Raw genomic sequence first — 25,696 nt, forward strand, 5'->3', positions numbered from 1 at the left:
GACCACGCCCGCGGGACTCTGCTGTCCGCGTGACGGGCCGCTTGGGCGTCCTGCCTGGCGAGAAGATCGTTCCCGGATCCTGGTCGCGGGCGTAGTCTGCACGCATGTCGCCCGCTTCCTCCGCTCCACCGCCTGACCGGTCCCGGAGAGGAGACGGCGCCGGTCCGCCCCCGGACGCGCGTCGCAGGCGGATCCTGGGCTGGCGCGGCCTGGCGCTGGGCGTGCTGGGGCAGACGACGGCGACGATCGTCCTCGTGGGGCCCTCCTTCCTCATCCCGCTCCTGCGGGACGCCGGCTACTCCCTCACCCTCGCCGGCACCGCAGCGGCCTCCACCAGCTTCGGCATGGTGCTCACCCTCGTGGCGTGGGGCGCGCTCGCGGACCGCCGCGGGGAGCGGCTCGTCATCTCCGCCGGTCTCCTCGGCGCGGCCGCGATCACAGGGCTGGGCGTCGTGCTCTCCCGTGCAGGGATGCTCGCACACCCGCTGTCGCTCATCTGTCTGCTCGCTCTCGCCGGCGCGGCCTGCGCGAGTGTGAACTCGGCGACCGGGCGGGTGGTCGCGGGCTGGTTCTCCCGGGAGCGGCGCGGTCTGGCGATGGGGATCCGGCAGATGTCCCAGCCCCTCGGCACAGGCATCGCCGCCGTGACGGTGCCCGCTGTGGCGGCGCTGTGGGGGATCACCGGCTTCCTCGTCCTCGCCGCCGTGCTGGCCGCCGTCTCCGGTGCGGCCTGCTGGGCGGGCGTGGTCGATCCTCCGCGGCCCGCGCGCGCCGAGGTGGAGGATCCGGACGACCTGCCCACCGGTGCGCCCTCCTCGGTCAACCCGTATCGCGGCGATTCCTTCCTCCTCCGGATCCATGCGGTCTCCGCGCTCCTCGTCATCCCGCAGTTCACCTTCATGACCTACGGACTGGTGTGGCTCATGGACGTGCAGCGGATGGAGGCGCACACGGCCGGCCTGGTGGTGGGCGTCGCGCAGCTCGTGGGTGCGGCCGGGCGCATCGTCATGGGCGGCCTCAGCGACCGGGCGCCCTCGCGCATGTTCGTGCTGCGTATCGTCGCCCTCGCCGCCGCGGTCCTCACCGGGGCCGTCGCCGCGACCAGCCTGGGCGTGATGCCCGTGCTGGGTGCGGTGGTGCTGGTGCTCGCCTCCGCGGCCTCGGTCGCGGACAACGGCCTCGCCTTCACCTCCATCGCCGAGGCCGCGGGCAGCCGCTGGTCCGGCAAGGCGCTGGGGATCCAGAACACCGGTCAGCATCTCGTCTCCTCCGGCGTGGGCCCCGTGGTGGGCGCCCTCGTCACGGCGGCCGGCTACCCGCTGGCGCTCGCGTGCGTGGCCGGCGTCCCGGTGGTCGCCTCGCTCCTGGTGCCGCGCAAGGACGTGGAGCGGGACTGAGCGTTCGCCGGTTCATCGCCGGGGCGGACGCGATTCACCGGACGCTCACCTCGGGCGGCTAGTCTCGGAAACCTGCAGGAACACGTGAAGGACGGTCAATGGACAACATGCATCCCCGGCAGCGGGAGAACCTCCGGGAGTACATCGACCGGCTTCACCTGGAGGGATACCACGTCGCAGACGGGCACACCCACGATCCGGACCTCATCGATCCGGGCGGCCGTGCGGTGGAGACGTGGCGCGAGGGGTATCCCTACGAAGAGCGCATGGACCGTGAGGCCTATGAGCTCGAGAAGTACCGCCTGCAGGTGGAGCTGCTGAAGTTCCAGTACTGGGCGCAGGACGAGGACCTCAAGCACGTCATCGTGTTCGAGGGCCGGGACGCCGCAGGCAAGGGCGGCACCATCAAGCGGTTCACGGAACACCTCAACCCGCGTGCGGCGAGGGTGGTGGCGCTGGGGAAGCCGTCCTCCGTGGAACTGGGGCAGTGGTACTTCCAGCGGTACGTCCAGCATCTGCCCACCAGCGGCGAGATCGTGATGTTCGATCGCTCCTGGTACAACCGGGCGAACGTGGAGCGCGTCATGGGCTTCTGCACGGACGCGGAGTACGAGACCTTCATGGAGCAGGCGCCGCTGTTCGAGAAGATGCTCATCGACTCCGGCATCCACGTCACCAAGTTCTGGTTCTCCGTCACCCAGGCGGAGCAGCGCACGCGCTTCGCGATCCGGCAGATCGACCCGGTGCGCCAGTGGAAGCTCTCGCCCATGGACCTCGAGTCCCTGGACCGGTGGGAGGACTACACCGCCGCCAAGGAGCAGACGTTCCTGCGCACGGACACGGACTTCGCCCCGTGGATCACGATCAAGTCCAACGACAAGAAGCGTGCGCGGCTCAACGCCCTGCGCTACTTCCTCAACCAGTTCGAGTACGAGGGGCGCGACGACTCCGTGGTCTACCCGGCGGACGAGCTGCTGGTGAAGCGCGGCCGGGACGCGGTCGACGACTGAGCTCCCCGGCGGCGAGGGCACACGTCGCGACGTTTCGCACCTTTCAACGGTGTGCCCATGCGTGCACACCGTTGAAAGGTGCGAAACGTCATGGCGTCCGGCGGGATCTCACTTCCGGGCGTCCTCGTGTGAGGCCTGCCAGGCGCGGTCGAGCGCCGCGGTGAAGACCTCGACGGGCTGAGCGCCGGAGACGGCGAAGGTCATGTCGAGCACGAAGGTCGGCACCGAGCGGATGCCGAGCGCCGCTGCCTCGTCGATGTCCGCCTCGACCGCACGGATGCGGGAGCCCGAGACCAGCTCGTCGCGGACAGTCTGTTCGTCGAGGCCTGCGCGGACGCCGATCCGCACGAGCGCCTCGGTGTCCCCGATGTCCGTGCCGTGCTCGAAGTGGGCGCTGAGCAGCGCCTCCTTCACCTCGCCGGCGAGGCCCTGCTCCTTGGCGAGGTGCAGCAGCTGGTGGCCGCGCACGGAGTTCGCCACCACGAGGGAGTCGAAGTCGTAGTCGAGCCCTTCCCCGGCCGCCTGTTCGCGCACGTGGGCGAACATCTGGCGGACCTGCTCCTCGGGCATCCCCTTGCGGGTGGAGAGGTACTGCGCCTCGGTGCCGTCGTAGTGCGCAGGCAGCGAGGGGTCGAGCTGGAAGGAGTGCCAGGCGACCGTGACCTCGTCGCGATGGGGAAAGGCAGCGAGGGCCTTCTCGAAGCGGCGCTTGCCGATGTAGCACCAGGGGCAGGCGATGTCTGACCAGATGTCGATGTTCACCTCAGGGGAACGCCGCTTTCGCGGACGGCATTCCCCGCCATCCTGATCGCTCGCCGGAGCCGGTGCGGTTCCCCGCGTTCACCGTCCCTGCGCCCACTCCCGCCTGACCTGCGCGACGGTGCGCAGGTCCGCCTGCCGGTCCTCGGCCAGCTGCGCGATCATCGTCTCGTGGTAGTCGCGGCGCTCGTCCGCGATCGCATCTGTGACGAGGGTCGTGCGGACGTTGTGGGCGTAGGCGTCCCGTGTGGTCTGCGCGATGCAGCCGTGCGTGGAGACCCCTGCCAGGACGATGCGGCCCACGCACAGGTTCCGCAGCCGCAGCGACAGATCCGTGCCGAACCACGCGCTGTCGCGGGTCTTCTCCACCCGCGTCATGCCCTCCGTCACGAGGTCCTCGACCACCGCGGTCGAATCGTCGCCGTGGAAGAGGAAGCCCTGGTCGTCGTCGAGCATGTTGAGGGTCCAGGTGGAACGGTCGCGGCTGTGCTCGGTGGTGATGAGGAAGATCGGGACATCGTGCGCACGTGCCGCATCCGCGAGCGCGTTCGCGGCCGAGACCACCGCGGCCCGCTCATCCGCCAGGCCCGGGTTCTCGAAGAAGGCGATCTGGAGGTCCACCAGCAGCAGGGCGTCGCGTCTGAAGTCCATGCCCTCATGGTAGAGCGGAAGCGCCCGTGCGGCGGAGAAAAGACCGGGGCCGAGGCCGGGGAGCGAGCTGCTGTGAGGACCCTGCCCGTGCGGCGGAGAAAAGACCGGGGCCGAGGCCGGGGAGCGGGCCGCTGTGAGGACTCTGCCCGTGCGGCGGAGAAAAGAACTGAGGCCGGGCGAGAGGGGAAACCTCGCCCGGCCCCACATCTGTGCGACGGCGGCCGCGTCCCGGCACGCGTGCGGCGGGACGGTGCGGGCGCCGGGGCGTCAGGCCCGGGCTCTCCGGGAGCGACCCACGAAGCTGATCCCGAAGGCGAAGGCGCAGAGGACGAGCGCGATGACGCCGGCGCCCACACCCGCGTCCACCCAGAACTGCGGTGGGAACAGGCGGATGAGCGAGTCGTCGAGGTAGAACGTCCAGGTGCCCTCCGCGAAGAAGACCTCGTGGAACCCGGTGAAGAACCTGTCCCAGCCCAGTGCGCCGAGCACTCCCAGCACGGCGAACAGTGCGACGGTGAGGATCGCGCCGGCGCGCAGGCTCCCGCGCATGCCGCTGCCGCCGGCCCTGCACTTGTACAGGCCCAGGAGGATGGTGCCGATCGCCGCGATGATCGCGATGAGCGTGAGCAGCCCGATGAGCGCCTTCACGTCCGCCATGTGCGCCAGCTCGCCGGCGGTGAACACCGGCACGCCGTCCGGGGTGACGACGTCCCCCAGATACCGCGCCGAATCGAGGTTGTAGAGGTAGTCCACCGTGTAGGAGCCGTAGTGGAGGCGGTCCTCCGCGGTGAAGCCGTACTGGTCCTCCGGGAAGCCGGGACGCCAGAAGTAGGTCCACTTGAGGAAGGTGCCCGAGGCCACCACGCGGACCGCGAGTGCGGCGATGATGAACGGGAGGGAGAGCGCGATCCACACGGCACCCACGATGTCGAGGGGATTGCGGCGGCGGTCCTCCGCGCCCGCGTCCGCGGCGAAGGCCGCGGCCTCCTCCCGGTCCGCGTCGAGCTTCGCCGCGCGCTTCGCGGCTCGCCGCTCCGCACGGGTGGGCTTCGCGGGTGCGGTCTGCGCGGACGCGGTCTCCGTGCGGGTGGTCTCCGAGGCGGTGGTCTCCGCGGCGGCGGGCGTCTGCGAGGCGACCGTCGGTGCGCCGGCGGCGGTGCCGGCACCGATGAGGGCCCACTCCTCCTCCGAGATGAGGGCGGGCTTGGACCCGGCGCCGGGCTCGTCGAACGGGTCGAACACCTGCGTGTCCTCGAGCTCTGTGCCGCTGCCTGCCGTCTCCGCGGCCTCGGTGCCGTCGTCGGCCCGTTCGGGCGCTGCATCGTCCTCGGCGGGCGCGGCGAGCTGCGCGGCGGTGGGCTCGTCGCCCTCCGGCTGGGAGCTCAGCCTGCGGGACAGGAGGTCCTCGGGCTCGTGCGGATCGTCTGGAGTCACGCTGTCATTGTTCTTCAGAGGCCCGGCCGGAGCGGGGAGGACACGCCCACGGCGGCGGATCTCGCGGACGCACCCGGCTGCGGAGCAGGACGGAGGCGCGTCATGCGCTAGCCGAGCAGCACGGAGACGAGTATCAGCGCCGGCACGGAGAGGATCGTGGTGATGAAGACCGCATCGCGCACCAAGCCCTCCGACTGCTTGTACTGCATCGAGTAGATGAAGACGTTCTGCGCCGTGGGCAGCGCGGAGGTGATGACGATCGCGAGCAGGTCCACACCGTCCCAGCCCAGCAGCGGCCCGCCCACGGCCCAGGCGATCGCCGGCTGCACCACGAGCTTCACGACCGTGATGAGAGTGAGGTGCGCACGCGTGCCCTTCACCGGCAGGCTCCAGCCGTCGCGGAAGCTGAGCCCGAACGTGAGCAGGGCACCGGGCACGGACATCGCCCCCATCATCTCCAGCGGATCGAAGAGCACCGGCGGGAGGGTGAGACCCGTGCCGGAGGCCGCGATGCCCAGCACGCTGCCGATCACGATGGGATTGCGCACGATCGACAGCAGCGGCGACCACCAGTGGCGCGCTCCGCCGGGACCGGTGGCGTCGAGGATCGCCATCCCGATGGGAGCGAGGATCAGCAGCTGGAAGAGGAGGACGGGCGCCACATAGCTGATGTCGTGGAGGACGTAGGCGGCGATGGGTATGCCCAGGTTCCCGATGTTCACGTAGCTCACGGCCCACCCGCTGAACAGGGCCTCTCGCGCTGTGCCGCGGCGTGCGAAGCGGACGAGGCAGAAGAGGAGGAGCGCGCAGACCGCCGCGGACCCTCCCGTCGCCAGCAGCTGGGACGAGAAGATGAACTCCAGGTCCGTCGTCGCGATGGTGGTGAACAGCAGGGTGGGGGTGGCGATGTAGAAGACGATCTTCGCGAGCACCTGCTGGCCGTGCGGGCCCAGGAGATCGAACTTCCCGGCCAGGAACCCGGTGAGGACGATGACGGCGATGACGCCGAAGCCCTCGAACACCGCCAGCACCGCTCTGTCCCTCCCGTACCCGTTCCGAAGTCGTCTGCCCGTGGCTGAGGTGCATCTCCCCGCCGGCCCACCCGTGTGCCCGCCTGTGACGTGCAGCGGAGGCCGATGCGTGTGGCCGGGCCACTGCGACTGTACGCCGGTGTGCGGGCCGGTAGCCGTGTGTGCGCGATGAGCGACGAGCAGACGGGCCCCGCAGAGGGCCGGAGGAAGAACCGCCGCCGAGGCCGAGGAGGCTCCCAGCGCGGATCCGGGGACGAGAGCAGCCGCGCAGGCCGCTCCGCTCGCGGAGCCGGCACCGCGGGTCGCGGACCGGGCGGCGAGGGGCAGGGCGGCAGGGGCCGCAGCGGATCCGCCCGCGGCACCTCCCCCTCAGCCGCACAGCACGAGACCCGGCGCGCGCTGCGCCGGGAGGCCCGAGCGGCGCAGGAACCGCTCCTGGAGTACCCGCCCGAGCTGCCGGTCGTCGAGCACCGGGAGGAGATCGCCGAGGCGATCCGCGACCACCAGGTCGTCGTCATCGCCGGCGAGACGGGTTCGGGGAAGACCACGCAGATCCCCAAGATCTGCCTGGAGCTGGGCCTCGGCGTCGAGGGCATGATCGGCCACACCCAGCCGCGCCGCATCGCCGCACGGTCCGTCGCGGCGAGGCTCGCGGACGAGATGGGGGAGGAGCTGGGCGAGACGGTGGGCTACCAGGTCCGCTTCACCTCGCAGGTGGCCGACCGCACGCGCGTGAAGGTGATGACGGACGGCATCCTGCTCTCCGAGCTGCGCCACGACCGGATGCTGCGCGACTACGAGGTCCTCATCATCGACGAGGCGCACGAGCGCAGCCTCAACATCGACTTCATCATCGGCTTCCTCACCCGGCTCCTGCCGCAGCGTGAGGACCTCAAGGTGATCATCACCTCAGCGACCATCAACCCGGAGGCGTTCAGCGAGCACTTCGGGGACGCGCCCATCATCTCCGTCTCCGGCCGGACCTACCCGGTGGAGGTCCGCTACCGTCCGCTCGACCCGGCCGAGGAGAGCGGGCCGGACGCGGGCGCCTCGGCGGAGGGCGCGGATGCCTCTGCGGCGGCACCGGACCCCGCCGCGGAGGGACTGGACCCGGAGGAGGCCGCACTGCTGGCAGAACTCCGCGCGCTCGAGGCCGAGGAGACCGGCGGTGCACAGCAGGGCACCCGCAGCTCCGCACCCGGCCCCCGTACGCCAGCACGCAGCCCCCGCACGCCGGCACGGCGCGAGCCCAAGGACCAGGTCGAGGGGATCGTCGAGGCCGTGGACGAGCTCTCCGCGGAGGCGGAGGGGGACATCCTCGTGTTCCTCTCCGGCGAGCGGGAGATCCGCGATGCCGCGGACGCGCTCAGCGACCATGTGACCCGCACCCGGGGCCGGAACCGGCGGTACCCGGACTGGGAGATCGTGCCGCTGTTCGCACGGCTGAGCTCCGCGGAGCAGCAGCGCGTCTTCGCTCCGCACTCCCGCCCGCGCGTGGTGCTGGCGACCAACGTCGCGGAGACCTCGCTGACGGTGCCGGGCATCCGCTACGTCATCGACACGGGCGTGGCCCGCATCTCCCGGTACTCGAACCGGACCAAGGTCCAGCGGCTGCCCGTCGAGCCCATCAGCCAGGCGAGCGCGAACCAGCGCAAGGGCCGTTCCGGGCGCACGAGCGAGGGCATCTGCATCCGGCTGTACTCGCAGGCGGACTTCGAGTCCCGTCCGGAGTTCACGGACCCGGAGATCCTGCGCACCAACCTCGCCAGCGTGATCCTCCAGATGGTGACGCTCGGGTTCGCGCACACGGAGGCCGAGGCGGCCGAGTTCCCCTTCCTCACCCCGCCGGACCCCCGCGCCGTGCGGGACGGGCGCGCCCTGCTCGGGGAGCTGGGTGCGCTGAAGTCGCACCGGGACGGCCGGCTCGCCGTCACCGGGATCGGCCGGAAGCTCGCCGCCCTGCCCATCGACCCCCGCCTGGCGCGCATGGTGCTCGCCGGTGCGGAGAACGGCTGCGGCGCGGAGGTGGCGGTGATCGTCGCCGCACTCTCCGTCCAGGATCCGCGCGAACGTCCTGCCGAACAGCGCGGGGAGGCGGACGCCTCGCACGCCCGCTTCACGCACGCCTCGAGCGACTTCCTCTCCTTCCTCACGCTGTGGAACTACGTCCGCACGCAGTCGCAGGAGCTCTCCGGCTCCAAGTTCCGCCGGACTCTGCGGGCCGAGTTCCTCAACTACGTGCGGATCCGCGAGTGGCAGGACCTCGTCTCCCAGCTGCGCGCGCTCGCCGGGCGCGCGGGCATCCAGCTGGGACAGGTGGAGTGGCGTGCGGATTCCGACGATCCCGGCGAGGCGATCCACCGCTCGCTCATCACGGGCCTGCTCTCGATGATCGGCCAGAAGACCCCGGACGGCCGGGAGTACGCCGGCGCCCGCGGTGCGAGGTTCGCGATCTTCCCCGGGTCCGGCCTGTTCAAGCGCAAGCCGGACTTCGTCATGGCCGCCGAACTCGTGGAGACCTCCCGCCTCTGGGCGCGCACCGTCGCGGCGGCGGATCCGGACTGGGCGGTGGCCGCGGCCGGGGATCTCGTCAAGCGCACCCATGCGGACCCGCACTGGTCGCGCAGCGCCGGGCAGGCCGTGGCGCAGGAGAAGGCCACCCTCTACGGTGTGACGCTCTACTCGGACCGCTCCGTGAGCCTCACGCGGATCGACCGTGAGCACGCGCGGGAGCTCTTCCTCCGCCATGCCCTGGTGCAGGGGGAGTGGCGCGAGCAGCACGCCTTCCAGCAGGCCAATGCCGCGACGCTGGCCGAGGCGGAGGAGTTCGCCTCCCGCACCCGGGACCGCCGTGTGCTCGAGGGCGAGGACGCGCTCCTCGCCTTCTACGCGGAGAGGGTGCCGGAGGACATCGCGACGGCGAGCGAGTTCACCGGCTGGTGGCGGAAGAAGCGCCGCGAGGACCCCGGGTTCCTGGACGTGCCCCTGAGCACGCTGCTGGCGGAGGGGGCGGAGGACCGGACCGCCGAGCTCGCCCGCCTCTACCCCACGCACTGGGCCCTGCCCGCGCGGGAGGAGACCGAGGCCGAGGCCCGGGCCGAGCTGCGGTACTCGTTCGAGCCGGGGACGGAGGGCGACGGGGTGACGGCCGAGATCCAGGTGAGGGACCTGGAGCGCGCCGATCCGCAGGCCTTCTCCTGGCAGGTGCCGGGACTGCGCGAGGAGTACGTCTCCGCCCTCATCCGCTCGCTGCCCAAGGCGAAGCGGACCTACTTCGTCCCTGCCCCGGACGTGGCGCGGGACATCCTCGGCTCCCTGCGCGCCGCCGGGGAGGAGGGCCGGGGCAGCCTGCCGGAGGTACTCGCCGCGGAGCTCACCGCCCGTGCCGGCGGTGGGCGCCTGGAGGACCGGAACCCCATCACGGTCACCGCGACCGACTTCGACCTCGGGCGGGTGCCCAGCCACCTGCGCATGCGGTTCCGACACATGCGCGGCTCGCGTCGGCTGACGGAGTCCTTCGACCTCGCACAGCTGCAGCAGGAGCAGCGGCGCCGGCGCGCGGAGAAGCGGGAGCAGGAGAAGAGCTCCGGCGGCCCCCGTGCGGCGGCACCGGGCGGGGCGCAGGGCACCGGTGCCGGCCGCGCAGGAGCACGCGCGGACGGTGCGGCCGGAGGAGGAACGGCCTCGGGCTCGCCGTCTGCGCGGCTGCCCGGCAGGGGCCGGGGACAGGCGCCGGAGGCTCCCAGCCGCGAGGATCTCGTCGATGCCGTGGTCGCGGGGGCGGGCGCGGTGCTCGGCTATGTGAAGGAGCACCTCTCCACGCAGGAGAAGCTGGTGCTCGCCGCACACCAGAAGCGCACCGACGCCCTGCTGCAGGCGGTCCTGCGCGTGGCCGCCCGCGGGGAGCTGGTCGCGGCGGGCGTGGGCCCGGACGGGCGGATGCTCCCGGGTGAGGGCCCGGAGTCCGGTCAGGCGCCGGATGCGGACGCGCTCGCCCGTGCCGCCCAGGCGGGGCTGCCGCAGCGGATGGACGTCCTGCTGCCCGCCCTGGTGAAGGCTCTGGAACGGGCCACTGTGCTGGACAAGCTGGTGACGTCCTCGTCCTCGCTCGTGCTCCTCGCCAACCTCACGGACGTGGGGGACTGGCGGCAGGCGATGTGCGCCGCCGAGGGCGTGGCCGGGCTGAGCGAGGCCGCGCTGCTGCGCCTGCCCGTGTGGGTGGAGGCCGCCTGCATGCGCGTGCGCGCCATGGTGGACCAGCCGCCGCGGGACCGGCAGCTCATGGACAGGGCGCACACGGCGGAGGCCGCGGTGGAGAGGAAGCTGCAGAGCGCACTGCCGGAGGCGGCGCGCCTGGGGCGGGCCGCCCGCCTGGGTGCGACGGTGGAGCGCACCCCCTCTCCCAGCCAGCCGGGGGAGGGGTGGCACGGCGTGCTCTTCTCCCTCGAGGAGCTGCGGCTCAGCCTCTTCGCCCCCGCGCTCGGTGCCATGGGCAAGGTCTCCGAGCAGCGGGTGCAGAAGGCGCTGGCGAAGCTCTGAGCACGCTCAGGCCGCGCGGACGGGGACCTGCTCGCCGGAGCCGTCCGCGAACCGGAAGCCGTGGTGGTTCGCCGCGGTGAAGCCCTCGACCAGGCCGATGTAGGTGTGCGAGCCCCCGGCGAACGGCATGAACACCCGCTCCTTGCCGGGGACGTTCGCCCCCATGTACCAGGAGGCGCCCTGCGGCATGAGGGAGGCGCCTGCGATGTCGTTGTTGACCTGCACCCAGCCGTCCTCGGCCTCGGGCCGGGCCTCCACGCGGGTGAGCCCCCGCTCCCGCATGGTCGTGAGCAGACGGGTGATCCAGTCGACGTGGAACTCGATGGAGACGAGCATGTTCGTGAGCACGGAGGGGCTCTGCGGGCCCGTCACGGTGAGGAGATTGGGAAAGCCCGCGGTCATGAGCCCCAGGTAGGTGCGGGGGCCGTGCTCCCACTTCTGCGCGAGTGAGAGCCCGCCGGCGGTGATGTCGATCTGCGTGATCGCGCCCGTCATGGCGTCGAAGCCGGTGGCGAGCACGATGACGTCGACCTCGAAGTCCTCCCCGCCGGCGCGCAGTCCGGTCTCCGTGAAGCGCTCCACCGGATGGGTCGAGGCGTCGTGCAGGTGCACATGCGGCAGGTTGTAGACCTCGAAGTACCCGGTGTCCACGCACATGCGCTTGGACGCGAGCGGGTAGCTGCGCGGCGAGAGCAGCTCGGCCAGCTCGGGATCATCCACCCGGGCGCGGATCTGCTCGCGGGCGTACTCGGCGAGCACCTCGTTGCTCTCGGCGTTCGTCATGACGTCCGTGAAGGCGCGCGAGTAGCCCAGTCCGCCTCGGGCCCAGCGCGCGTCCAGCTCCCGCTCCACCTCCTCCGCGCTGTGGTCCGTGAGGGGTGTGGTCCCGTCGTAGGTCGCGAAGCCCAGGCCCGAGGCCCGGTCCGCTGCACGGATCTGCGCATAGTCCCGCTTCACCGCCGCGCGCTCCTCATCCGTGAGCGTGCGGTTGTGCGCGGGGATGGCGAAGTTGGGGGTGCGCTGGAAGACCTCCAGGGCCGCCGTCTGCTCCGCGATGGCCGTGATCGTCTGGATGCCCGAGGACCCGGTGCCGATCACCGCGACCCGTCTGCCCGTGAGGTCCACCCCGTCATGCGGCCAGTCCGAGGTGTAGCAGAGCTCCCCGGCGAAGTCCTCCATGCCGGGGAACTGCGGGCGCTGCGGCACGGAGAGGCAGCCGGTGGCCAGCACCACGAACCGGGCCGTCCAGGTCTGCCCGCCGCCGTGAGGGATCTCCTCCGCCGGCGCTCCCGGAGCGCCCTGGACTCCCTGCGCCGTGGCGCGAGAGGTGCGCACCGTCCAGGTCTGCGTCGTCTCGTCCCAGTCGAGGCCCTCCACGCGGGTGGAGAAGGCGATGTCGCGGCGCAGGTCGAAGCGGTCCGCCACGTGCCGAGCGTAGGCGAGGATCTCCGGCTGCGCGGCATAGCGTTCGGACCAGTCCCACTCCTGCTGGAGCTCCTCGTCGAAGCTGTAGGAGTAGTGCGTGGACTCGATGTCCACCCGTGCTCCCGGGTACCGGTTCCAGTACCAGGTGCCTCCCACCTCGGTCGCGGCGTCGAACACGCGCACGCGGAAGCCGGCCTCCCGGAGCCTGTGGAGCTGGTACATGCCGGCGAACCCGGCGCCCACGATGACGACGTCGTAGTCGGTGCTGCAGTCCGTGCTCACTGTGCTGCCTCCTGGGGTGCTGCTGTCCGGGGTGTGGCCGCCTGCGGTGCGGCAGGGGCGTGTGCGCTCGCCTCTGACCGTGGGCTGGCCTCGGGATCCGTTCTCGCCTCGGGATGCGCATGCGGCTCCGCTCCTGCGACCGTCCGGATGCGGGCGGCGACCTTCTCCAGGCCCTCCGCGTAGCCCGGCAGGAGGTTCGCCATCTGGAAGAAGATGTGCATCTGGCCCTCCGCGGTCTCGCATTCCACCGGCACTCCTGCGGCCTCGAGCGCGCGGGCGTAGTCCAGGCCTTCGTCGAAGAGGGGATCGTGTTCGGCCAGGAGCACGTACGCCGGGGGAAGCCCACGCAGGTCGGGATGGCGCAGCGGTGAGGCATCGGGCTGCGTGCGCGCCTGCGGATCCGGGAGGTAGTGGTGCCAGAACCACTCCATCGTCGGCCGGCTCAGGAGCAGCTGGTTCTCCGGGGCGTTGTAGGAGGGCCGGGAGAAGTCGCAGTCCGTGACGGGGTAGACGAGGAGCTGGAGGGCGAGGTGCGGGCCGCCGCGGTCCCTGGCCCGCTGTGCCATGACGGCGGCGAGGTTGCCGCCGGCGCTGTCACCGGCGATGACGAGAGGGACATCGGCGCCCGCGAGCTCTGCACGATGTGCGTCCGCCCAGAGGAGGCCGGCCCAGGAGTCCTCGACCGCGGCGGGGAAGGGGTGCTCCGGTGCCTTGCGGTAGTTGACCATGACCAGGACGGTGCCCGAGGCCAGCGCGAGCTGGCGGGCCATGGTGTCGTACTGGTAGTCGATGTCGCTGGTCACCCAGCCGCCGCCGTGGAGGTAGACGACGACCGCGGCCGGCCGGCCCGGGGGAGTGAGCACGCGGACGCGGAAGCTCCCGCCGTCCGGTGCCGGCAGGTCGTGTTCGGCCACGGCGTCCACCCCCGGCCCGGGGCCGGAGAGCTGCGCGAGCACGGGCCCGGACATGCGGGCGACGGCGGGGGTCGATTCGTGGACGGGAGGAGAGCCTGCGGCGGCGAGCTGAGCCAGCAGCGACTGTGATGCGGCATCGAGTGTCATACCTCACTGTCGGTCAGAGCTGCGGTGCGCGTCAACATCTTTCTGCGGACGTCCGTACACGGTGGGTCGCGGGCGGCTGAGGAGTGCGTGCGGGGCGCACGCCATCGGTGCGGGGATCTCCGGCGAGTGCGGCCGCGCGGGACGTGCACATAGGGTGGGCATGACGGGAGAGGCCCTGCCGGACGTCCCGCGCGGCCGGTGGATCTCAGCGGCGGAGGCTTCGGAGCGGCGGACGAGGGGGACGGACAGTGGGGGAGGCGCTCATCGGGTTCGTGGGCCTGGGCTTCGGCCTGGTGGTGGTGAGCCTGCTGGTCCCGTGGACGGCGTATGCGGGTGCGCGGGGCCGCCTCGGGCGCAACGGCATGGTGGGAGCGCGCACGGCGGCCACCATGGCCTCGGACGCGGCCTGGCGGGCCGGGCATCATGCCATGATCCCGTTCGCCCAGGCGACCGCTGTCCTGGGCGGCGCCGGTGTCGTCCTCATGGGGCTGTTCGCCCTGCTCTGGGGCGGCGAGGCCGGGATCATCGCGGGCATGGGGGCGATGCTCGCGCAGGTGGGCCTGGTCCTCGGGTCGATCCGCCCGGTCAATCGCGCCGCGCGGAGGGCGGAGACGCGCGCCTGACAGCGGCAGCGGCTCCGGCCGTTGACCGGGAGGACGGGAGATGCCATGCTTTCCCGCATGGGAACACTGTGCACTGCGCCGTTCATGGCGCCCATGATCCGCGACCGCCGCGCCTGACGGCGCGCTCGCACCCGATCCGCTGATGCGCGCCATGAGTCCGACAGGTCATCGCACCTCGGACGGCAGGCGCCCACCACGTCGCCCCGCCCTCCCGCGCACGGGAGCGGCCCGGGCAGGACCCACCGGCCCTCCGAGGTGCTCCGGAACTCTCCTGGAGCGCATCCCTTGGCACGCAGAACCTCCCATCGCAGGAACCCGCACAACCCTCGCCCCGCCGCCTCGGTGTACGGCGGCAGGCACGAGCTGGGACAGAACTTCCTCGTCCACACACCCACCCTCGACACTCTGACCTCCCTCGTCGCGGAGACCTCCGGTCCCGTGCTGGAGATCGGCGCCGGCGACGGTGCGCTCACGCACCGTCTCGCAGGGCTGAACCGGCCGCTCACGGCGATCGACGTGGACGAGCACCGCGTGCGAGCGCTGCGGCGCTCGCTGCCGGACGCCGTCCGGGTGGAGTGGGCGGACGTCATGCGGCACCCGCTGCGCGCGCCCGTGCTCGTGGGCAACCTGCCCTTCCACCTCACCACTCCCGTGCTGCGCCGTCTGCTCCGGCTGCGGTCCTGGCACGAGGCCGTGCTGCTCCTCCAGTGGGAGGTGGCGCGCAAGCGCGCAGGAGTGGGCGGCCGCACGCTCATGTCCGTCCAGGCCGGGCCGTGGTTCGATTTCGACCTCGTGGGGCGGGTCCCCGCCCGTGCCTTCCGGCCGGTGCCCAGCGTGGACGGGGGCATCCTGCGGATCCGTCGCCGGACCGCACCCCTGGTGCCCGCGGAGGCGCGCGGCGAGTACGCCGCCTTCGCCCACCGGGTCTTCACCGGCGCAGGGGGATCGCTGTCGCGGGTGCTGCAGCGAGCGACGCAGCACCCCGTCCGCCAGGTGCGCGTCGCGCTGGCAGAGGCGGGAGCGGCCGAGAGCTCCCTGCCCCGTGATCTGACGCCGGAGCAGTGGGCGGTGCTGTTCGCCCGGCTGCGGTGAGAGGAGGCCTGGCGAAGGGACGTGATCCGCACACTGCTCGTTAGTTACACTTTCCCCTAGAAGGTTCACCAGTGGATGCTGAAGTATGCACATGTCAGAGGAGCGGCACATGAGTCGGACTCCGGTGGTCCGTGTTCCCCCGGTCGAGTATGAGACGGGTGAATGGCGACCTCGGCATCCGGAGATGTATTCGCGGGCGGAGTGCGCGCGTCAGACGGGGGAGTACCGCTCGGCGGTCCCTGCGCGCATCGCCGGGTGGCAGCCCATGCTTACGGGAGGCATCGCAGCGGACATCGATGACGCGTCACTCGCGCTCAAGGAGTTCGACGGATATGCGCGGATGCAGCTCGGTCGAGGCAGTGAGCTCGTTCCGATGTCGGCGATCCTGCTGCGCACGGAAAGTGCGTCCAGCAGCAGGATCGAGCAGCTCACGACATCTGCCCGACAGCTGGCGCTGGCAGAGCTGGGGGAGGGCGGGAAGCGCAATGCTGCGGCGGTGGTCGGCAATGTGCGGGCAATGGAAGCTGCACTGCGGCTCTCGGAGTCCATGGATGCAGCCGGGATTCTCCTCATGCATCGGGAGCTCATGGAGCGGCAGCAGGGCTGGGAGGGAGAACGGGGGGCTTTTCGTTCAGGGCTGGTCTGGGTGGGCGGCGCGGACAGCGCGGGACCGCGCGGTGCGGAGTACGTGGCCCCGCAGCACACCCGGGTGGAACCCGCGATTGCAGATCTCACGCGATTCATGGCTCGAACGGATCTTCCCGGACTCGTGCATACGGCCGTGGCGCATGCGCAGTTCGAGACCATCCATCCGTTCTCAGACGGCAACGGACGCACAGGGCGCGCGCTCGTGCATGCACTGCTGCGCTCGACCGGGGTGGTGACGCGGTGGACCGTACCTCTCTCCGCGGGCCTGCTGCGGAGGGTCGAAGAGTACTTCTCGGCGCTGTCCGACTATCGCGCTGGGGACGCGGGCCCGCTTCTCCGCGCGTTCGCGAATGCGGCTCGATTCTCCGCGGTGCGCGGGATCGAGCTCGTGGATGCCCTTGCTGAGCAGTTGGAGTTCTCCCGCGGGCGGCTGGAGGGGCTTCGACCCCAGGCGGTGGCGTGGTCGGTGCTGCCGCTGCTCCTCGGGCGGCCCGTGGTCAACTCGCGCTATCTCGTGGAGGCGCTCGGAGTCAGCCAGGTGACGGTGCAGCGGGCACTCGGCATTCTCGTGGAGAGGGGGGTGCTCAGTGAGAGCTCCGGGCGCGGCCGGAATCGCCTCTGGCAGCACCGCGGCATCCTTGATGTGCTCGACGGCTTCGCTGCGGGTCTGCGCCGAACCGATCTGTGAGGATACGCGCGAGGCGCCCCCGCTCATGGATGCGGGCGGCTCCTGCACGTGGGCGGGTCGCCCGCATCCCTCACTCCCAGAAGGCTCCGGTCACGAGGCCGAGCAGCGGCATGAGGGCGGCGCAGGCCACGGCGGCCGCCGCCCAGCTCCAGCGCCACCTCCAGCTGTCCCTGCGCCAGCCGGCGAAGAGGCAGAAGAGGGTTCCCACGAGACAGATGAAGCCGCCCAGCGTCATGAGCACCACGCCGATGAGCGTGCCCGTGTCCGCGTCGAGCTGGATGAGGAGGGAGGCGATCGAGGCGACCTCCACGCTGAAGCGCAGGGAGAACCAGAGGAACGGTCCCGCGATCAGCGCGCCCAGCAGCAGAGGGAGCAGGCGCAGCCACCGGCCGGAGCCGCCGGGGTCGCGGGCGACGACGGTCAGCTCGTCGTCCTGGTCGTCGTGGTGTGTCTTCCGTCTGCTCACTCTCCCAGCCTAAGGGCCGCGGAGGTTGCCTCTAGAATGGCCGGGTGAACTCTGGTCCCTCCTCCTCGCACAGCCCCGCCGACGTCCGCGCGCAGGCAGCCCGCCGCCGGACGTTCGCGGTGATCTCGCATCCGGACTCCGGCAAGTCGACGCTCACGGAGGCGCTCGCCCTCCACGCCCGCGCGATCGGCATGGCCGGCGCCGTCCACGGCAAGGCCGGACGCCGCGCGACCGTCTCCGACTGGATGACGATGGAGCAGGAGCGCGGCATCTCGATCACCTCGGCCGCCCTGCAGTTCGAGTACCGCGACTGCGTCTTCAACCTCCTCGACACCCCCGGCCACGCCGACTTCTCCGAGGACACGTACCGCGTGCTCTCCGCCGTGGACTCCGCGGTCATGCTAGTGGACGCGGCCAAGGGCCTCGAGGCCCAGACGATGAAGCTGTTCGAGGTGTGCGCCCACCGCGGCGTGCCCATCATCACCGTGATCAACAAGTGGGACCGCCCCGGCATGGAGCCGCTTGCCCTCATGGACGAGATCCAGGAGCGCACCGGCATGCTCCCCACTCCTCTCACCTGGCCGGTCGGCCAGTCCGGGGACTTCCGCGGAGTGCTCGACCGGCTCACGGGGGAGTACACGAAGTACACCCGCACGGACGGCGGCGCCAACCTCGCGGGGGAGGAGACCTTCGCCCCGGAGACGGCGGCGGAGCTCGAGGGCGAGGCCTGGACGACGGCGGTAGACGAATCCGATCTGCTGGACATGGAGGACCAGAACCACGAGGAGGCGACCTACCTGGAGGGAAAGTCCACGCCGGTGCTCTTCGCCTCCGCCGTCCTCAACTTCGGGGTGCACAAGATCCTCGACACGCTCGTCGACTTCGCGCCGGCGGCCGAGGCGCGTCCGGACGCGGCCGGCGAGCCGCGTCCCGTCGATGCGCCGTTCTCCGGGTTCGTGTTCAAGGTGCAGGCGGGCATGGACTCCAACCACCGCGATCGCCTCGCCTACGTGCGGGTGTGCTCCGGCGTGTTCGAGCGCGGGATGGTCGTCACGCACGCCGCGACGGGCAAGCCCTTCGCCACGAAGTACGCGCAGCAGGTCTTCGGCCGTGATCGCGAGGTCATCGACGAGGCGTTCCCCGGCGACGTGGTGGGCCTCGTCAACGCCTCCGCGCTGCGCGTGGGCGACTCCCTCTACATCGAGCGCAAGGTCGAGTTCCCCTCCATCCCCACGTTCTCGCCGGAGCACTTCATGGTGATCCGGGCCAAGGACTCCTCCAAGTACAAGCAGTTCCGCCGGGGCATCCAGCAGCTCGACCACGAAGGCGTGATCCAGGTGCTCCGCAGCGATCTGCGCGGCGACCAGGCTCCCGTGCTCGGCGCGGTGGGTCCCATGCAGTTCGAGGTGGTCGAGGACCGCATGAACAACGAGTTCAACGCGCCCAGCACGCTGGAGAGGCTCAACTTCTCGCTCGCACGGCGGACGGTCGCCGAGGACGTCCCCACGCTCGCGCGGGAGCGGAGCGTGGAGGTGCTCAGCCGATCCGACGGCGAGCTGCTCGCGCTCTTCTCCGACCGCTGGCGCCTGCAGGGCGTGGAGCGCGCCCACCCGGAGCTCACGCTCGAGCCGCTCGTCGTGAGCTGAGGGGTCCGGTCCGTGGGGCGCCGGGTCCGCGGGGGAGCCGGCTCCGCGTGCACAATCCCACAGTGGGCGGCTGTCGCCGCCCACCCCCTCCCGGACTACTATGGACTGGCGCCTGAACGACCAGGCCCGTGCGCTTCCGCGCGTAGATGGAATTCCTTGAGGAGAATCGTTAACTGTGGCTGCAAATCCGATTCGGGTCGCGATCGCCGGCCTTGGCAACTGTGCAAGCTCCCTCATCCAGGGAGTGGAGTACTACCGCGATGCGGATCCCAGCCAGAAGGTCCCGGGCCTCATGCACGTGCAGTTCGGCGACTACCACGTGAACGATCTGCAGTTCGTGGCGGCCTTCGACGTGGACGGCAAGAAGGTCGGTCAGGACATCGCCGAGGCCATCGTCTCCAGCGAGAACAACACGCTCAAGCTCGCGGACGTCCCGCCCACGGGGGTGAGCGTGCAGCGGGGCCCCACCTTCGACGGCCTGGGCCAGTACTACCGCGACACCATCGTGGAGTCCGATGCGGAGCCTGTCGACGTGGCGCAGGCGCTGCGCGAGGCCCGCGCGGATGTGCTGGTGTGCTATCTCCCGGTGGGTTCGCAGCAGGCGACGGAGCACTACGCGCAGGCCGCGCTCGACGCCGGCGTCGCCTTCGTCAACGCCCTTCCCGTCTTCATCGCCGGGACCAAGGAATGGGACGAGAAGTTCAGGGCCGCCGGCGTGCCGATCGTGGGCGACGACATCAAGAGCCAGATCGGTGCGACCATCACCCATCGCGTCATGGCGAAGCTGTTCGAGGACCGCGGCGTGGTGCTGGACCGCACGTACCAGCTCAACGTGGGCGGCAACATGGACTTCAAGAACATGCTGGAGCGCACCCGCCTCGAATCGAAGAAGATCTCGAAGACCCAGGCCGTCACCTCGAACACCTCGGCCGACCTCTCCGAGCGCGACGTCCACATCGGTCCCAGCGACTACGTGGCGTGGCTCGACGACCGCAAGTGGGCCTTCGTCCGCCTCGAGGGCCGGAACTTCGGAGATGCCCCCGTCGCGCTCGAGTACAAGCTGGAGGTGTGGGACTCGCCCAACTCCGCGGGCGTGATCATCGACGCCGTCCGCGCCGCCAAGATCGGCCTCGACCGCGGCGTGGGCGGCGCGCTCATCAGCGCCTCCTCCTACTTCATGAAGTCACCGCCGGTGCAGCAGGGCGACGATGCCGCGCACGCCGCGGTCGAGGCCTTCATCCGCGGCGAACTCGACGCCTGAGCGGAACAGCCTCCGCCGGAGCCGGCCGGTCCTCTGCCGGCTCCGCCTCCCCCTGACAGCGGGCCCTGCCGGACGGCAGGGCCCGCTGTCCGCATCGTGGGATCCCTGCGGCCGCACGCGCCGATCGCGGGCACACTCTTCTCCCGGCCCCCTCGATCCGGCAGGATGGGCGGGCGGCCATCCGCAGCAGTCAAGGACACAGCACCAACCCGGATCCGCACACCCGCACACGGGCGCGGCCGGAGACAGGGAGGCCACCCGTGCCCATCGCAGAAGCGAAGCAGCAGGAACCCCGGGAGGAGAAGCTCGGGTTCCTCATGCGCGCCCTCATCGTCATCGAGAAGGCGGGCAACAAGCTGCCCCATCCGTTCTGGCTGTTCCTCGGCCTCGCCGCCGTCGTCATGGTGCTCTCGTGGGCGCTGTCGGAGGCCGGCGTGTTCGCGATCAACCCGGCGGACGGGGAGGAGGTCCGCCCCACCAACCTCCTGGCGCCGGAGGAGCTGCGCACCTTCCTCTCCGGGATCGTCGACAACTTCGTGAACTTCCCGCCGCTGGGCCTCGTGCTCGCGGTGCTCTTCGGCGTCGCGGTGGCTGAGCAGTCCGGCCTCATCCGGACGGTCATGAAGGTGACCCTGCGCTCGGCCTCGCCGCGGCTGGTCACCTTCGTCGTGGCCCTCGTGGGCTCTGCCGGTTCGATGGCCTCGGACGCCTCGTACATGATCGTCATCCCGCTCGGCGGCGTCGCCTTCGCCGCAGTGGGCCGCAATCCGATCATCGGCATCGCCGTCGCCTACGCGTCCGTCTCCGGCGGCTACGCAGCAGCACCGTTCGTCAATGCCTACGATGCGATCCTCGCGGGCCTCACCACCTCCGCCGCCCACATCATCGACGACTCCTACGTCGTCAGCCCGATCTCCAACCTGTTCTTCAACTTCGTCTCCATGTTCGTCGTCGCCACCGCGATCACGCTCGTGACGGAGCTGCTGCTGAACAAGCGCGGCGAGCAGCTCACGATCGACGAGTCCGCGCTGCAGAACTCCGCGGAGCACGTCGACTTCGCGGAGGGCGTCTCCGCCGCGGAGAAGCGCGGCCTGTGGGCTGCGGGCGTCACCCTGGTGGCCAGCGCCGTCCTCATCGTCCTGCTCTGCCTGCCGGCGGGCTCCGCCCTGCGCGACGAGGCCGGGGCCTTCGGCCCGGAATCCGGCCTGATGGCGGGCATCGCGCCCATCGTGGGATTCGGCTTCTTCCTCGTGGGCATCGTCTACGGCGTGGTGACCCGGTCGATCACCCGCTTCATGGACATCCCGGAGATGATGGTGGAGGGCGTGCGCCCCTTCGCACAGGTGCTCGTGCTCTTCTTCGCCGCCGCGCAGTTCCTCGCGGTGTTCAACTCCTCGTCGCTGGGCCAGATCCTCGCCATCAGGGGCGCGGAGTTCTTCCGGTCCATCGAGGCAAACACCTTCGTGGTCCTGCTGGGCGGCTTCCTGATCGTGGCGCTGGGCGCCCTGCTGGTGACCTCGGGATCCGGGCTCTGGACCCTGCTCGGCCCCATCCTCGTGCCGATGTTCATGCTCCTGAGCATCTCCCCGGAGACCACCCAGGCGCTCTACCGGATCGGCGACTCCACGACCAACATCATCTCGCCCATGAGCCCGTTCTTCGTCGTGGTCCTCGGCTTCATCCAGAAGTACAAGCGCGATGCCGGGATCGGCACGCTCCTCTCGCTCACCATCCCGCTCAGCTTCGGCCTGTGGGTGCTGTGGGGCGTCCTGTTCTTCGTCTGGTGGGCGCTGGGCATCCCCTGGGGTCCGGGTTCGCCGATCGCCTACACACCCTGAGGCCGCGCGGCGCGGTACCTCCCGCCCGCAGGGCGCCCTGCGGGCTCGGGCTCCGGTGAGGTCACGGCTCCGAAACGATCGGTGCGGAAAGCGGGAATTCCTGGGGCCCGTCTCAGGTTGAGTCCTTAGGATGGACACCATCGAGACCACGACCTATCAGGGGAAAGGATCCCAATGAGCAATCCGCTCGTGCGCCGCGGCCTCAACGAGGGAATCAGGGCCGGACAGACGCAGAACCGCATTCCGGCACCGTCCGCGCAGGACCTGCAGAGCATGTACGAGGCACCCTCGTACCAGCCGCAGCAGTCCGCCTCCGACCGCGTGCTGACCTATGACGACGTCCTCATGAAGTCGGGCATGACCTTCGCGGTCCTGCTCGCGGGCGCCGTCCTCGGCTGGGTCGTCCCGCTCCTGGCCTTTCCGGCGATGCTCGTGGGCCTGGTCCTGGGCCTCGTCGTGGCCTTCAAGAAGGAGCCGAGCCCGCCGCTCATCCTCGCCTACGCGGTCGTCCAGGGAGCCTTCCTGGGCGGCATCTCGAAGAGCTTCGAGACGATGTACGACGGCATCGTCATGCAGGCCGTGCTCGGCACCCTCAGCGTCTTCCTCGTGATGTTCGCGCTGTTCAAGTTCAGGGTCATCCGCATGAGCCCGGGCTTCATGAAGTTCCTCATCCTCGCGGTGGGCGGCTACGCGGTGTTCTCGCTCGTGAACTTTGGCTTCGCGATGTTCAGCGGCGGTCAGATGAATGCCCGGACGATGGAGATCTCCGTCATGGGCATCGAGATGCCCCTCGGCGTCCTCATCTCCGGTGCGGCCGTCGTGCTCGCCGCGCTCAGCCTCGTGGGCGACTTCCACATGATCGAGGAGGGCGTGAAGCACCGCATCCCGGAGAAGTACTCCTGGATCTGCGCCTTCTCCCTCATGGTGACGCTGATCTGGCTCTACGTCGAGATCCTCCGTCTCCTCTCCTACTTCAGACAGGACTGACCAGCAGCATGCCGGACAGGGCCGTCGCAGGCCCGCGGTCCGGCCCGTCGGCTCGGCCGGGAGTGAGCGTGCCGGAGGCGGCTGGGACCGCTGCGGCACGCTCGGAAGGACACTGATGGACGGCAGCGCGCAGGCGGCGGATCTCCACGAGGAGATCCGCCGCCTGCGCGTCCGCGTCTCCGGGCTCAGCACCGCGGCCCTGGAGGGCGGTGCCCGCGAGGCCGTCCGGGAGGCCCTGGCCCGCCTCGCGGACCTCACGGCGGAGGGCCGTCCCGTCCCGGACCTCGGCGACCGGGTGCTCGCCGATCAGCTGGTCGTGCTCCTCTCCGACTGCCTGCCTGAGTACGGAGCGGCGGAGACGACCACGGCGCGCGGTCTGGACATCGCCAGGGAGCTGCGCCGCGCACTGCCGTGAGCCGGGCCGGCGCGGTATCCTCGCAGACACGGAGCAACGGGGCGGCGCACGGACGCGGAGCCCCGCGGCGTGCGGCTGCTCCGGGCCTCCCCGCGGCAGGATCTCCCTGCAGCGCACCGTCACACGACCGAGGAGGGCAGCCGCCATGGCTGAGCACGGAGCCGAATCCTTCGAGAAGATGAACTTCCACACCCGCAAGTGGGTGCGGCCGGAGGACCTCAACGCGAACGGCACGCTGTTCGGCGGCAGCCTGCTCCGGTGGATCGACGACGAGGCCGTGGTCTATGCGATGATCCAGCTGGGCAATCAGCGCATCGTCACGAAGTACATCTCGGAGATCGAGTTCGTGTCCTCGGCCATCCTCGGCGACATCCTCGAGATCGGCCTGCAGGCCGTGACGTTCGGCCGGACCTCGCTCACCATGCGGTGCGTGGTCCGCAACATCATCACGGAGGAGACGATCCTCTCCATCGACAGGATCGTGTTCGTGGGAGTGGACGAGCACGGAGCGCCCACACCTCACGGGTACGACAGCATCACCTACGCCCGCGATCGCTTCCCGGAGAGCCTGCGCAGCCGCACCCGCACCGTGCAGTGAGGGAGACGCGGTTCCTGCGAGCTGCCCGGGAGGACGCGGTGACCATACGGTGAGATGTGCGCCACGAGTCACGATCCGGTGTGTATCGTCCCTCACATGTTCGGACTTCCTGCCTTCACCACTGCGGTGATCTTCGGTATCCCCGCCGCATGGGCGGCGTACACGCTCATCTTCGTCTGGGCCTCGCGGAACTGGTCGCGGGAGGACGCGAAGGAGGCGGGTGAGCAGTGAGCGTCGAACTCGTCTTCCTCATCATCTACTTCGTCGCGATGGGCGCGATCGGCGTCTGGTCGGTGAAGAAGGGCAGTGGTGACTCGGAGGGCTTCCTGCTGGGCGGACGCAGTCTGGGCCCGGCGGTGACCGCTCTGCGCCTGCAGAGCTCCTCGATGTCCGGCTACATGTTCATGGGCGCGGGCTCGCTGGGCAACACCCAGGGCTACTTCGGCATGTGGTACGCGATGGGCGACATCGGCGGCGGCGTGCTCAACCTCTCGATCCTCGGCCGCCGCATGCGCAAGCTCTCGCAGATGCTGGGCTCGCTCACCTCGATCGAGTACCTCGAGCACCGCTATCCCTCGAAGTGGACGCGCGCGATCGCCGCGCCCATCGCGGTGTTCTGCATCTTCTTCTACGTGATGAGCCAGTTCATCGGCGGGGGCCGCGGACTGGAGATGGTCACCGGGATCCCGTACGAATGGGCGCTGCTCATCGCGGTGGGCGTCATCGTGTTCTACACGTTCCTGGGCGGCTACCTCGCGGTGGCCTACACGGACTTCGTGCAGGCGATCATCATGCTCATCGGCATGCTGTGGATCTTCATCGCGACGATGATGGCCGTGGGTGGCCTCACGGCAGGCAACGAGAAGGTCGCGGAGATCAACCCGAACCTGCTCTCGATGTTCGGCCCGGACGGCTACCAGGGCGATGAGTGGGGGATCATCATCGGCGCGGTGCTGGTCTTCTCGATCGGCTACCTGGGCTGGCCGCACGTGGTCGTGAGCCACATGGCGATGAAGAAGCCGTCCGTGGCACGCTCCGCGAGCATGTACGCCACCGGCTTCAACCTGCTCTTCATCCCCGCCCCGTACATCATCGGCCTCATGGCGCTGCTGGTGGTGCCCGGCCTCACCAATCCGGAGATGGCGATCTTCGAGGTGGCGGACACGGTCCTGCCCCCGTTCGCGGTGGGGATCGTGATGGCGGCGATCATGGCCGCGATCATGTCGACGGCCGATGCGCTGCTGCTGCAGTCCGGGACGATCGCCAGCCAGGACCTCTACCGGCGGTTCTTCAACCGGAACATGTCCGAGAAGCAGTCCGTGTGGGTCTCGCGCTTCACCGTCCTGGGGCTGTCGATCATCGGCTACGTGGTCGCCGTCAACGATCCGCCGGCCGTCGCGGCGATCGTGATCTTCTCCACGACTGTGCTGGGTGCGGCGTTCGTGCCGGCCTACATCTGCGCGGTGTGGTGGAAGAAGGCCAACACTCCGGGCGCTCTGGCCTCGATGATCACGGGCACCGTCGTGGCGGTGGGCTGGGAGGTCCTGGGGCTGGCGGACCTCACCACCATCGACCCGATGGGCTCGGGCATCGTGTCCTCGACCCTGGCGATGATCATCGTCTCGCTCGCCACGCAGAAGTCCCATCCCGTGCCCGCGCACATCCGTGAGGCCGTCGTGGAGACGGCCAAGGTGGGCCCCATCCCGGCACGTCTCGCCGTCACGCAGAACAGCGGGCTGGCCGCGCAGGTGCCGGTCTCCGGTGCCGAGGCCGCGGACCGGGAGAGGTGACGCCCGCCTGCCACCCCGCGCTGCCGCCGGTCCTCACCGCCGCCGAGGCCCGCTC

21 protein-coding genes are annotated in these 25,696 nt (G+C 70.4%); 14 read left to right on the top strand and 7 right to left on the bottom strand.

The window, feature by feature from the left end:
• The first annotated feature begins 104 nt into the window (after nucleotides 1-104).
• The gene (locus tag Q0A33_RS15355) at nucleotides 105-1,397 is read left to right on the top strand and encodes an MFS transporter (protein WP_291798831.1); all 1,293 of its coding nucleotides are present in this window, start codon (nucleotides 105-107) and stop codon (nucleotides 1,395-1,397) included.
• Nucleotides 1,398-1,504: 107 nt separating this feature from the next.
• A complete protein-coding gene (gene ppk2, locus Q0A33_RS15360) occupies nucleotides 1,505-2,407 on the top strand; it encodes a polyphosphate kinase 2 (protein WP_291798892.1) in 903 nt (300 codons plus the stop codon).
• Between the two features lie 108 nt (nucleotides 2,408-2,515).
• On the opposite strand, the gene Q0A33_RS15365 is transcribed toward ppk2, so the two are convergent.
• The 4 genes from Q0A33_RS15365 to Q0A33_RS15380 form a co-directional block, all read right to left on the bottom strand.
• Nucleotides 2,516-3,169, bottom strand: coding sequence for a DsbA family oxidoreductase (locus Q0A33_RS15365; protein ID WP_291798834.1), 654 nt, complete (start codon nucleotides 3,167-3,169; stop codon nucleotides 2,516-2,518).
• A 78-nt stretch (nucleotides 3,170-3,247) separates the two neighbouring features.
• On the bottom strand, nucleotides 3,248-3,817 hold the full coding sequence (locus Q0A33_RS15370) for an isochorismatase family cysteine hydrolase (RefSeq protein ID WP_291798836.1): 570 nt from the start codon (nucleotides 3,815-3,817) through the stop codon (nucleotides 3,248-3,250).
• Between the two features lie 267 nt (nucleotides 3,818-4,084).
• Nucleotides 4,085-5,251, bottom strand: a complete 1,167-nt coding sequence (locus tag Q0A33_RS15375) for a TIGR01906 family membrane protein (RefSeq protein ID WP_291798839.1) — start codon at nucleotides 5,249-5,251, stop codon at nucleotides 4,085-4,087.
• A 107-nt stretch (nucleotides 5,252-5,358) separates the two neighbouring features.
• A complete protein-coding gene (locus Q0A33_RS15380) occupies nucleotides 5,359-6,282 on the bottom strand; it encodes an AEC family transporter (RefSeq protein WP_291798842.1) in 924 nt (307 codons plus the stop codon).
• Between the two features lie 168 nt (nucleotides 6,283-6,450).
• Between Q0A33_RS15380 and hrpA the strand changes: the two genes are divergently transcribed.
• Nucleotides 6,451-10,821 (top strand): ATP-dependent RNA helicase HrpA, encoded by a 4,371-nt coding sequence (gene hrpA / locus Q0A33_RS15385; RefSeq protein ID WP_291798845.1) that lies wholly within the window; start codon nucleotides 6,451-6,453, stop codon nucleotides 10,819-10,821.
• Nucleotides 10,822-10,827: 6 nt separating this feature from the next.
• On the opposite strand, the gene Q0A33_RS15390 is transcribed toward hrpA, so the two are convergent.
• A complete protein-coding gene (locus Q0A33_RS15390) occupies nucleotides 10,828-12,528 on the bottom strand; it encodes an NAD(P)/FAD-dependent oxidoreductase (RefSeq protein ID WP_291798848.1) in 1,701 nt (566 codons plus the stop codon).
• Nucleotides 12,525-13,589, bottom strand: a complete 1,065-nt coding sequence (locus tag Q0A33_RS15395; RefSeq protein WP_291798851.1) for an alpha/beta hydrolase — start codon at nucleotides 13,587-13,589, stop codon at nucleotides 12,525-12,527. Before Q0A33_RS15395 ends, Q0A33_RS15390 begins: the two co-directional genes overlap by 4 nt.
• 248 nt (nucleotides 13,590-13,837) lie before the next feature.
• Between Q0A33_RS15395 and Q0A33_RS15400 the strand changes: the two genes are divergently transcribed.
• From Q0A33_RS15400 to Q0A33_RS15410, 3 genes are all read left to right on the top strand, one after another.
• Entirely contained in the window at nucleotides 13,838-14,212 is a 375-nt protein-coding gene (locus tag Q0A33_RS15400; protein ID WP_291798855.1) for an SdpI family protein, read from the top strand.
• A 285-nt stretch (nucleotides 14,213-14,497) separates the two neighbouring features.
• Nucleotides 14,498-15,304, top strand: a complete 807-nt coding sequence (gene erm, locus Q0A33_RS15405) for a 23S ribosomal RNA methyltransferase Erm (protein ID WP_291798859.1) — start codon at nucleotides 14,498-14,500, stop codon at nucleotides 15,302-15,304.
• Between the two features lie 265 nt (nucleotides 15,305-15,569).
• Complete coding sequence (locus Q0A33_RS15410) at nucleotides 15,570-16,640, top strand: Fic family protein (RefSeq protein WP_291798862.1); 1,071 nt, start codon at nucleotides 15,570-15,572, stop codon at nucleotides 16,638-16,640.
• A 70-nt stretch (nucleotides 16,641-16,710) separates the two neighbouring features.
• Here the strand turns inward: Q0A33_RS15410 and Q0A33_RS15415 are convergent, their stop codons facing one another.
• Entirely contained in the window at nucleotides 16,711-17,106 is a 396-nt protein-coding gene (locus Q0A33_RS15415; RefSeq protein WP_291798865.1) for a hypothetical protein, read from the bottom strand.
• A 44-nt stretch (nucleotides 17,107-17,150) separates the two neighbouring features.
• Between Q0A33_RS15415 and Q0A33_RS15420 the strand changes: the two genes are divergently transcribed.
• The 8 genes from Q0A33_RS15420 (at nucleotide 17,151) to Q0A33_RS15455 (ending at nucleotide 25,641) form a co-directional block, all read left to right on the top strand.
• The gene (locus Q0A33_RS15420) at nucleotides 17,151-18,752 is read left to right on the top strand and encodes a peptide chain release factor 3 (RefSeq protein WP_291798868.1); all 1,602 of its coding nucleotides are present in this window, start codon (nucleotides 17,151-17,153) and stop codon (nucleotides 18,750-18,752) included.
• A gap of 175 nt (nucleotides 18,753-18,927) precedes the next feature.
• Nucleotides 18,928-20,013 (top strand): inositol-3-phosphate synthase, encoded by a 1,086-nt coding sequence (locus tag Q0A33_RS15425; RefSeq protein ID WP_291798871.1) that lies wholly within the window; start codon nucleotides 18,928-18,930, stop codon nucleotides 20,011-20,013.
• A 260-nt stretch (nucleotides 20,014-20,273) separates the two neighbouring features.
• The gene (locus tag Q0A33_RS15430) at nucleotides 20,274-21,851 is read left to right on the top strand and encodes an AbgT family transporter (protein WP_291798874.1); all 1,578 of its coding nucleotides are present in this window, start codon (nucleotides 20,274-20,276) and stop codon (nucleotides 21,849-21,851) included.
• 174 nt (nucleotides 21,852-22,025) lie between these two features.
• Nucleotides 22,026-22,838, top strand: coding sequence for a Bax inhibitor-1/YccA family protein (locus tag Q0A33_RS15435; RefSeq protein ID WP_291798878.1), 813 nt, complete (start codon nucleotides 22,026-22,028; stop codon nucleotides 22,836-22,838).
• Nucleotides 22,839-22,953: 115 nt separating this feature from the next.
• Nucleotides 22,954-23,253, top strand: a complete 300-nt coding sequence (locus Q0A33_RS15440; protein WP_291798880.1) for a hypothetical protein — start codon at nucleotides 22,954-22,956, stop codon at nucleotides 23,251-23,253.
• A gap of 145 nt (nucleotides 23,254-23,398) precedes the next feature.
• Nucleotides 23,399-23,851 carry a hotdog domain-containing protein gene (locus tag Q0A33_RS15445; RefSeq protein WP_291798883.1) on the top strand — a complete coding sequence of 151 codons (453 nt, stop codon included), beginning with the start codon at nucleotides 23,399-23,401 and terminating at the stop codon, nucleotides 23,849-23,851.
• 96 nt (nucleotides 23,852-23,947) lie between these two features.
• Entirely contained in the window at nucleotides 23,948-24,082 is a 135-nt protein-coding gene (locus Q0A33_RS15450; protein WP_291798886.1) for a hypothetical protein, read from the top strand.
• Nucleotides 24,079-25,641: a sodium/proline symporter gene (locus tag Q0A33_RS15455; protein WP_291798889.1), complete on the top strand. Its 1,563-nt coding sequence runs from the start codon at nucleotides 24,079-24,081 to the stop codon at nucleotides 25,639-25,641. The genes Q0A33_RS15450 and Q0A33_RS15455 overlap by 4 nt, the downstream gene beginning before the upstream one ends.
• Nucleotides 25,642-25,696 lie beyond the last annotated feature (55 nt).

The organism is Brevibacterium sp., from assembly GCF_022712115.1.
Taxonomy (GTDB): Bacteria; Actinomycetota; Actinomycetes; order Actinomycetales; family Brevibacteriaceae; genus Brevibacterium; species Brevibacterium salitolerans.

Excerpts from the sequence above, each read along its gene's own strand:
- Q0A33_RS15355 (WP_291798831.1), top strand. The coding sequence starts at position 105 with ATGTCGCCCGCTTCCTCCGCTCCACCGCCTGACCGGTCCCGGAGAGGA.
- ppk2 (WP_291798892.1), top strand. The coding sequence starts at position 1,505 with ATGCATCCCCGGCAGCGGGAGAACCTCCGGGAGTACATCGACCGGCTT.
- Q0A33_RS15370 (WP_291798836.1), bottom strand. The coding sequence starts at position 3,817 with ATGGACTTCAGACGCGACGCCCTGCTGCTGGTGGACCTCCAGATCGCC.
- hrpA (WP_291798845.1), top strand. The coding sequence starts at position 6,451 with ATGAGCGACGAGCAGACGGGCCCCGCAGAGGGCCGGAGGAAGAACCGC.
- Q0A33_RS15395 (WP_291798851.1), bottom strand. The coding sequence starts at position 13,589 with ATGACACTCGATGCCGCATCACAGTCGCTGCTGGCTCAGCTCGCCGCC.
- Q0A33_RS15410 (WP_291798862.1), top strand. The coding sequence starts at position 15,570 with ATGCTTACGGGAGGCATCGCAGCGGACATCGATGACGCGTCACTCGCG.
- Q0A33_RS15435 (WP_291798878.1), top strand. The coding sequence starts at position 22,026 with ATGAGCAATCCGCTCGTGCGCCGCGGCCTCAACGAGGGAATCAGGGCC.
- Q0A33_RS15440 (WP_291798880.1), top strand. The coding sequence starts at position 22,954 with ATGGACGGCAGCGCGCAGGCGGCGGATCTCCACGAGGAGATCCGCCGC.
- Q0A33_RS15445 (WP_291798883.1), top strand. The coding sequence starts at position 23,399 with ATGGCTGAGCACGGAGCCGAATCCTTCGAGAAGATGAACTTCCACACC.
- Q0A33_RS15450 (WP_291798886.1), top strand. The coding sequence starts at position 23,948 with ATGTTCGGACTTCCTGCCTTCACCACTGCGGTGATCTTCGGTATCCCC.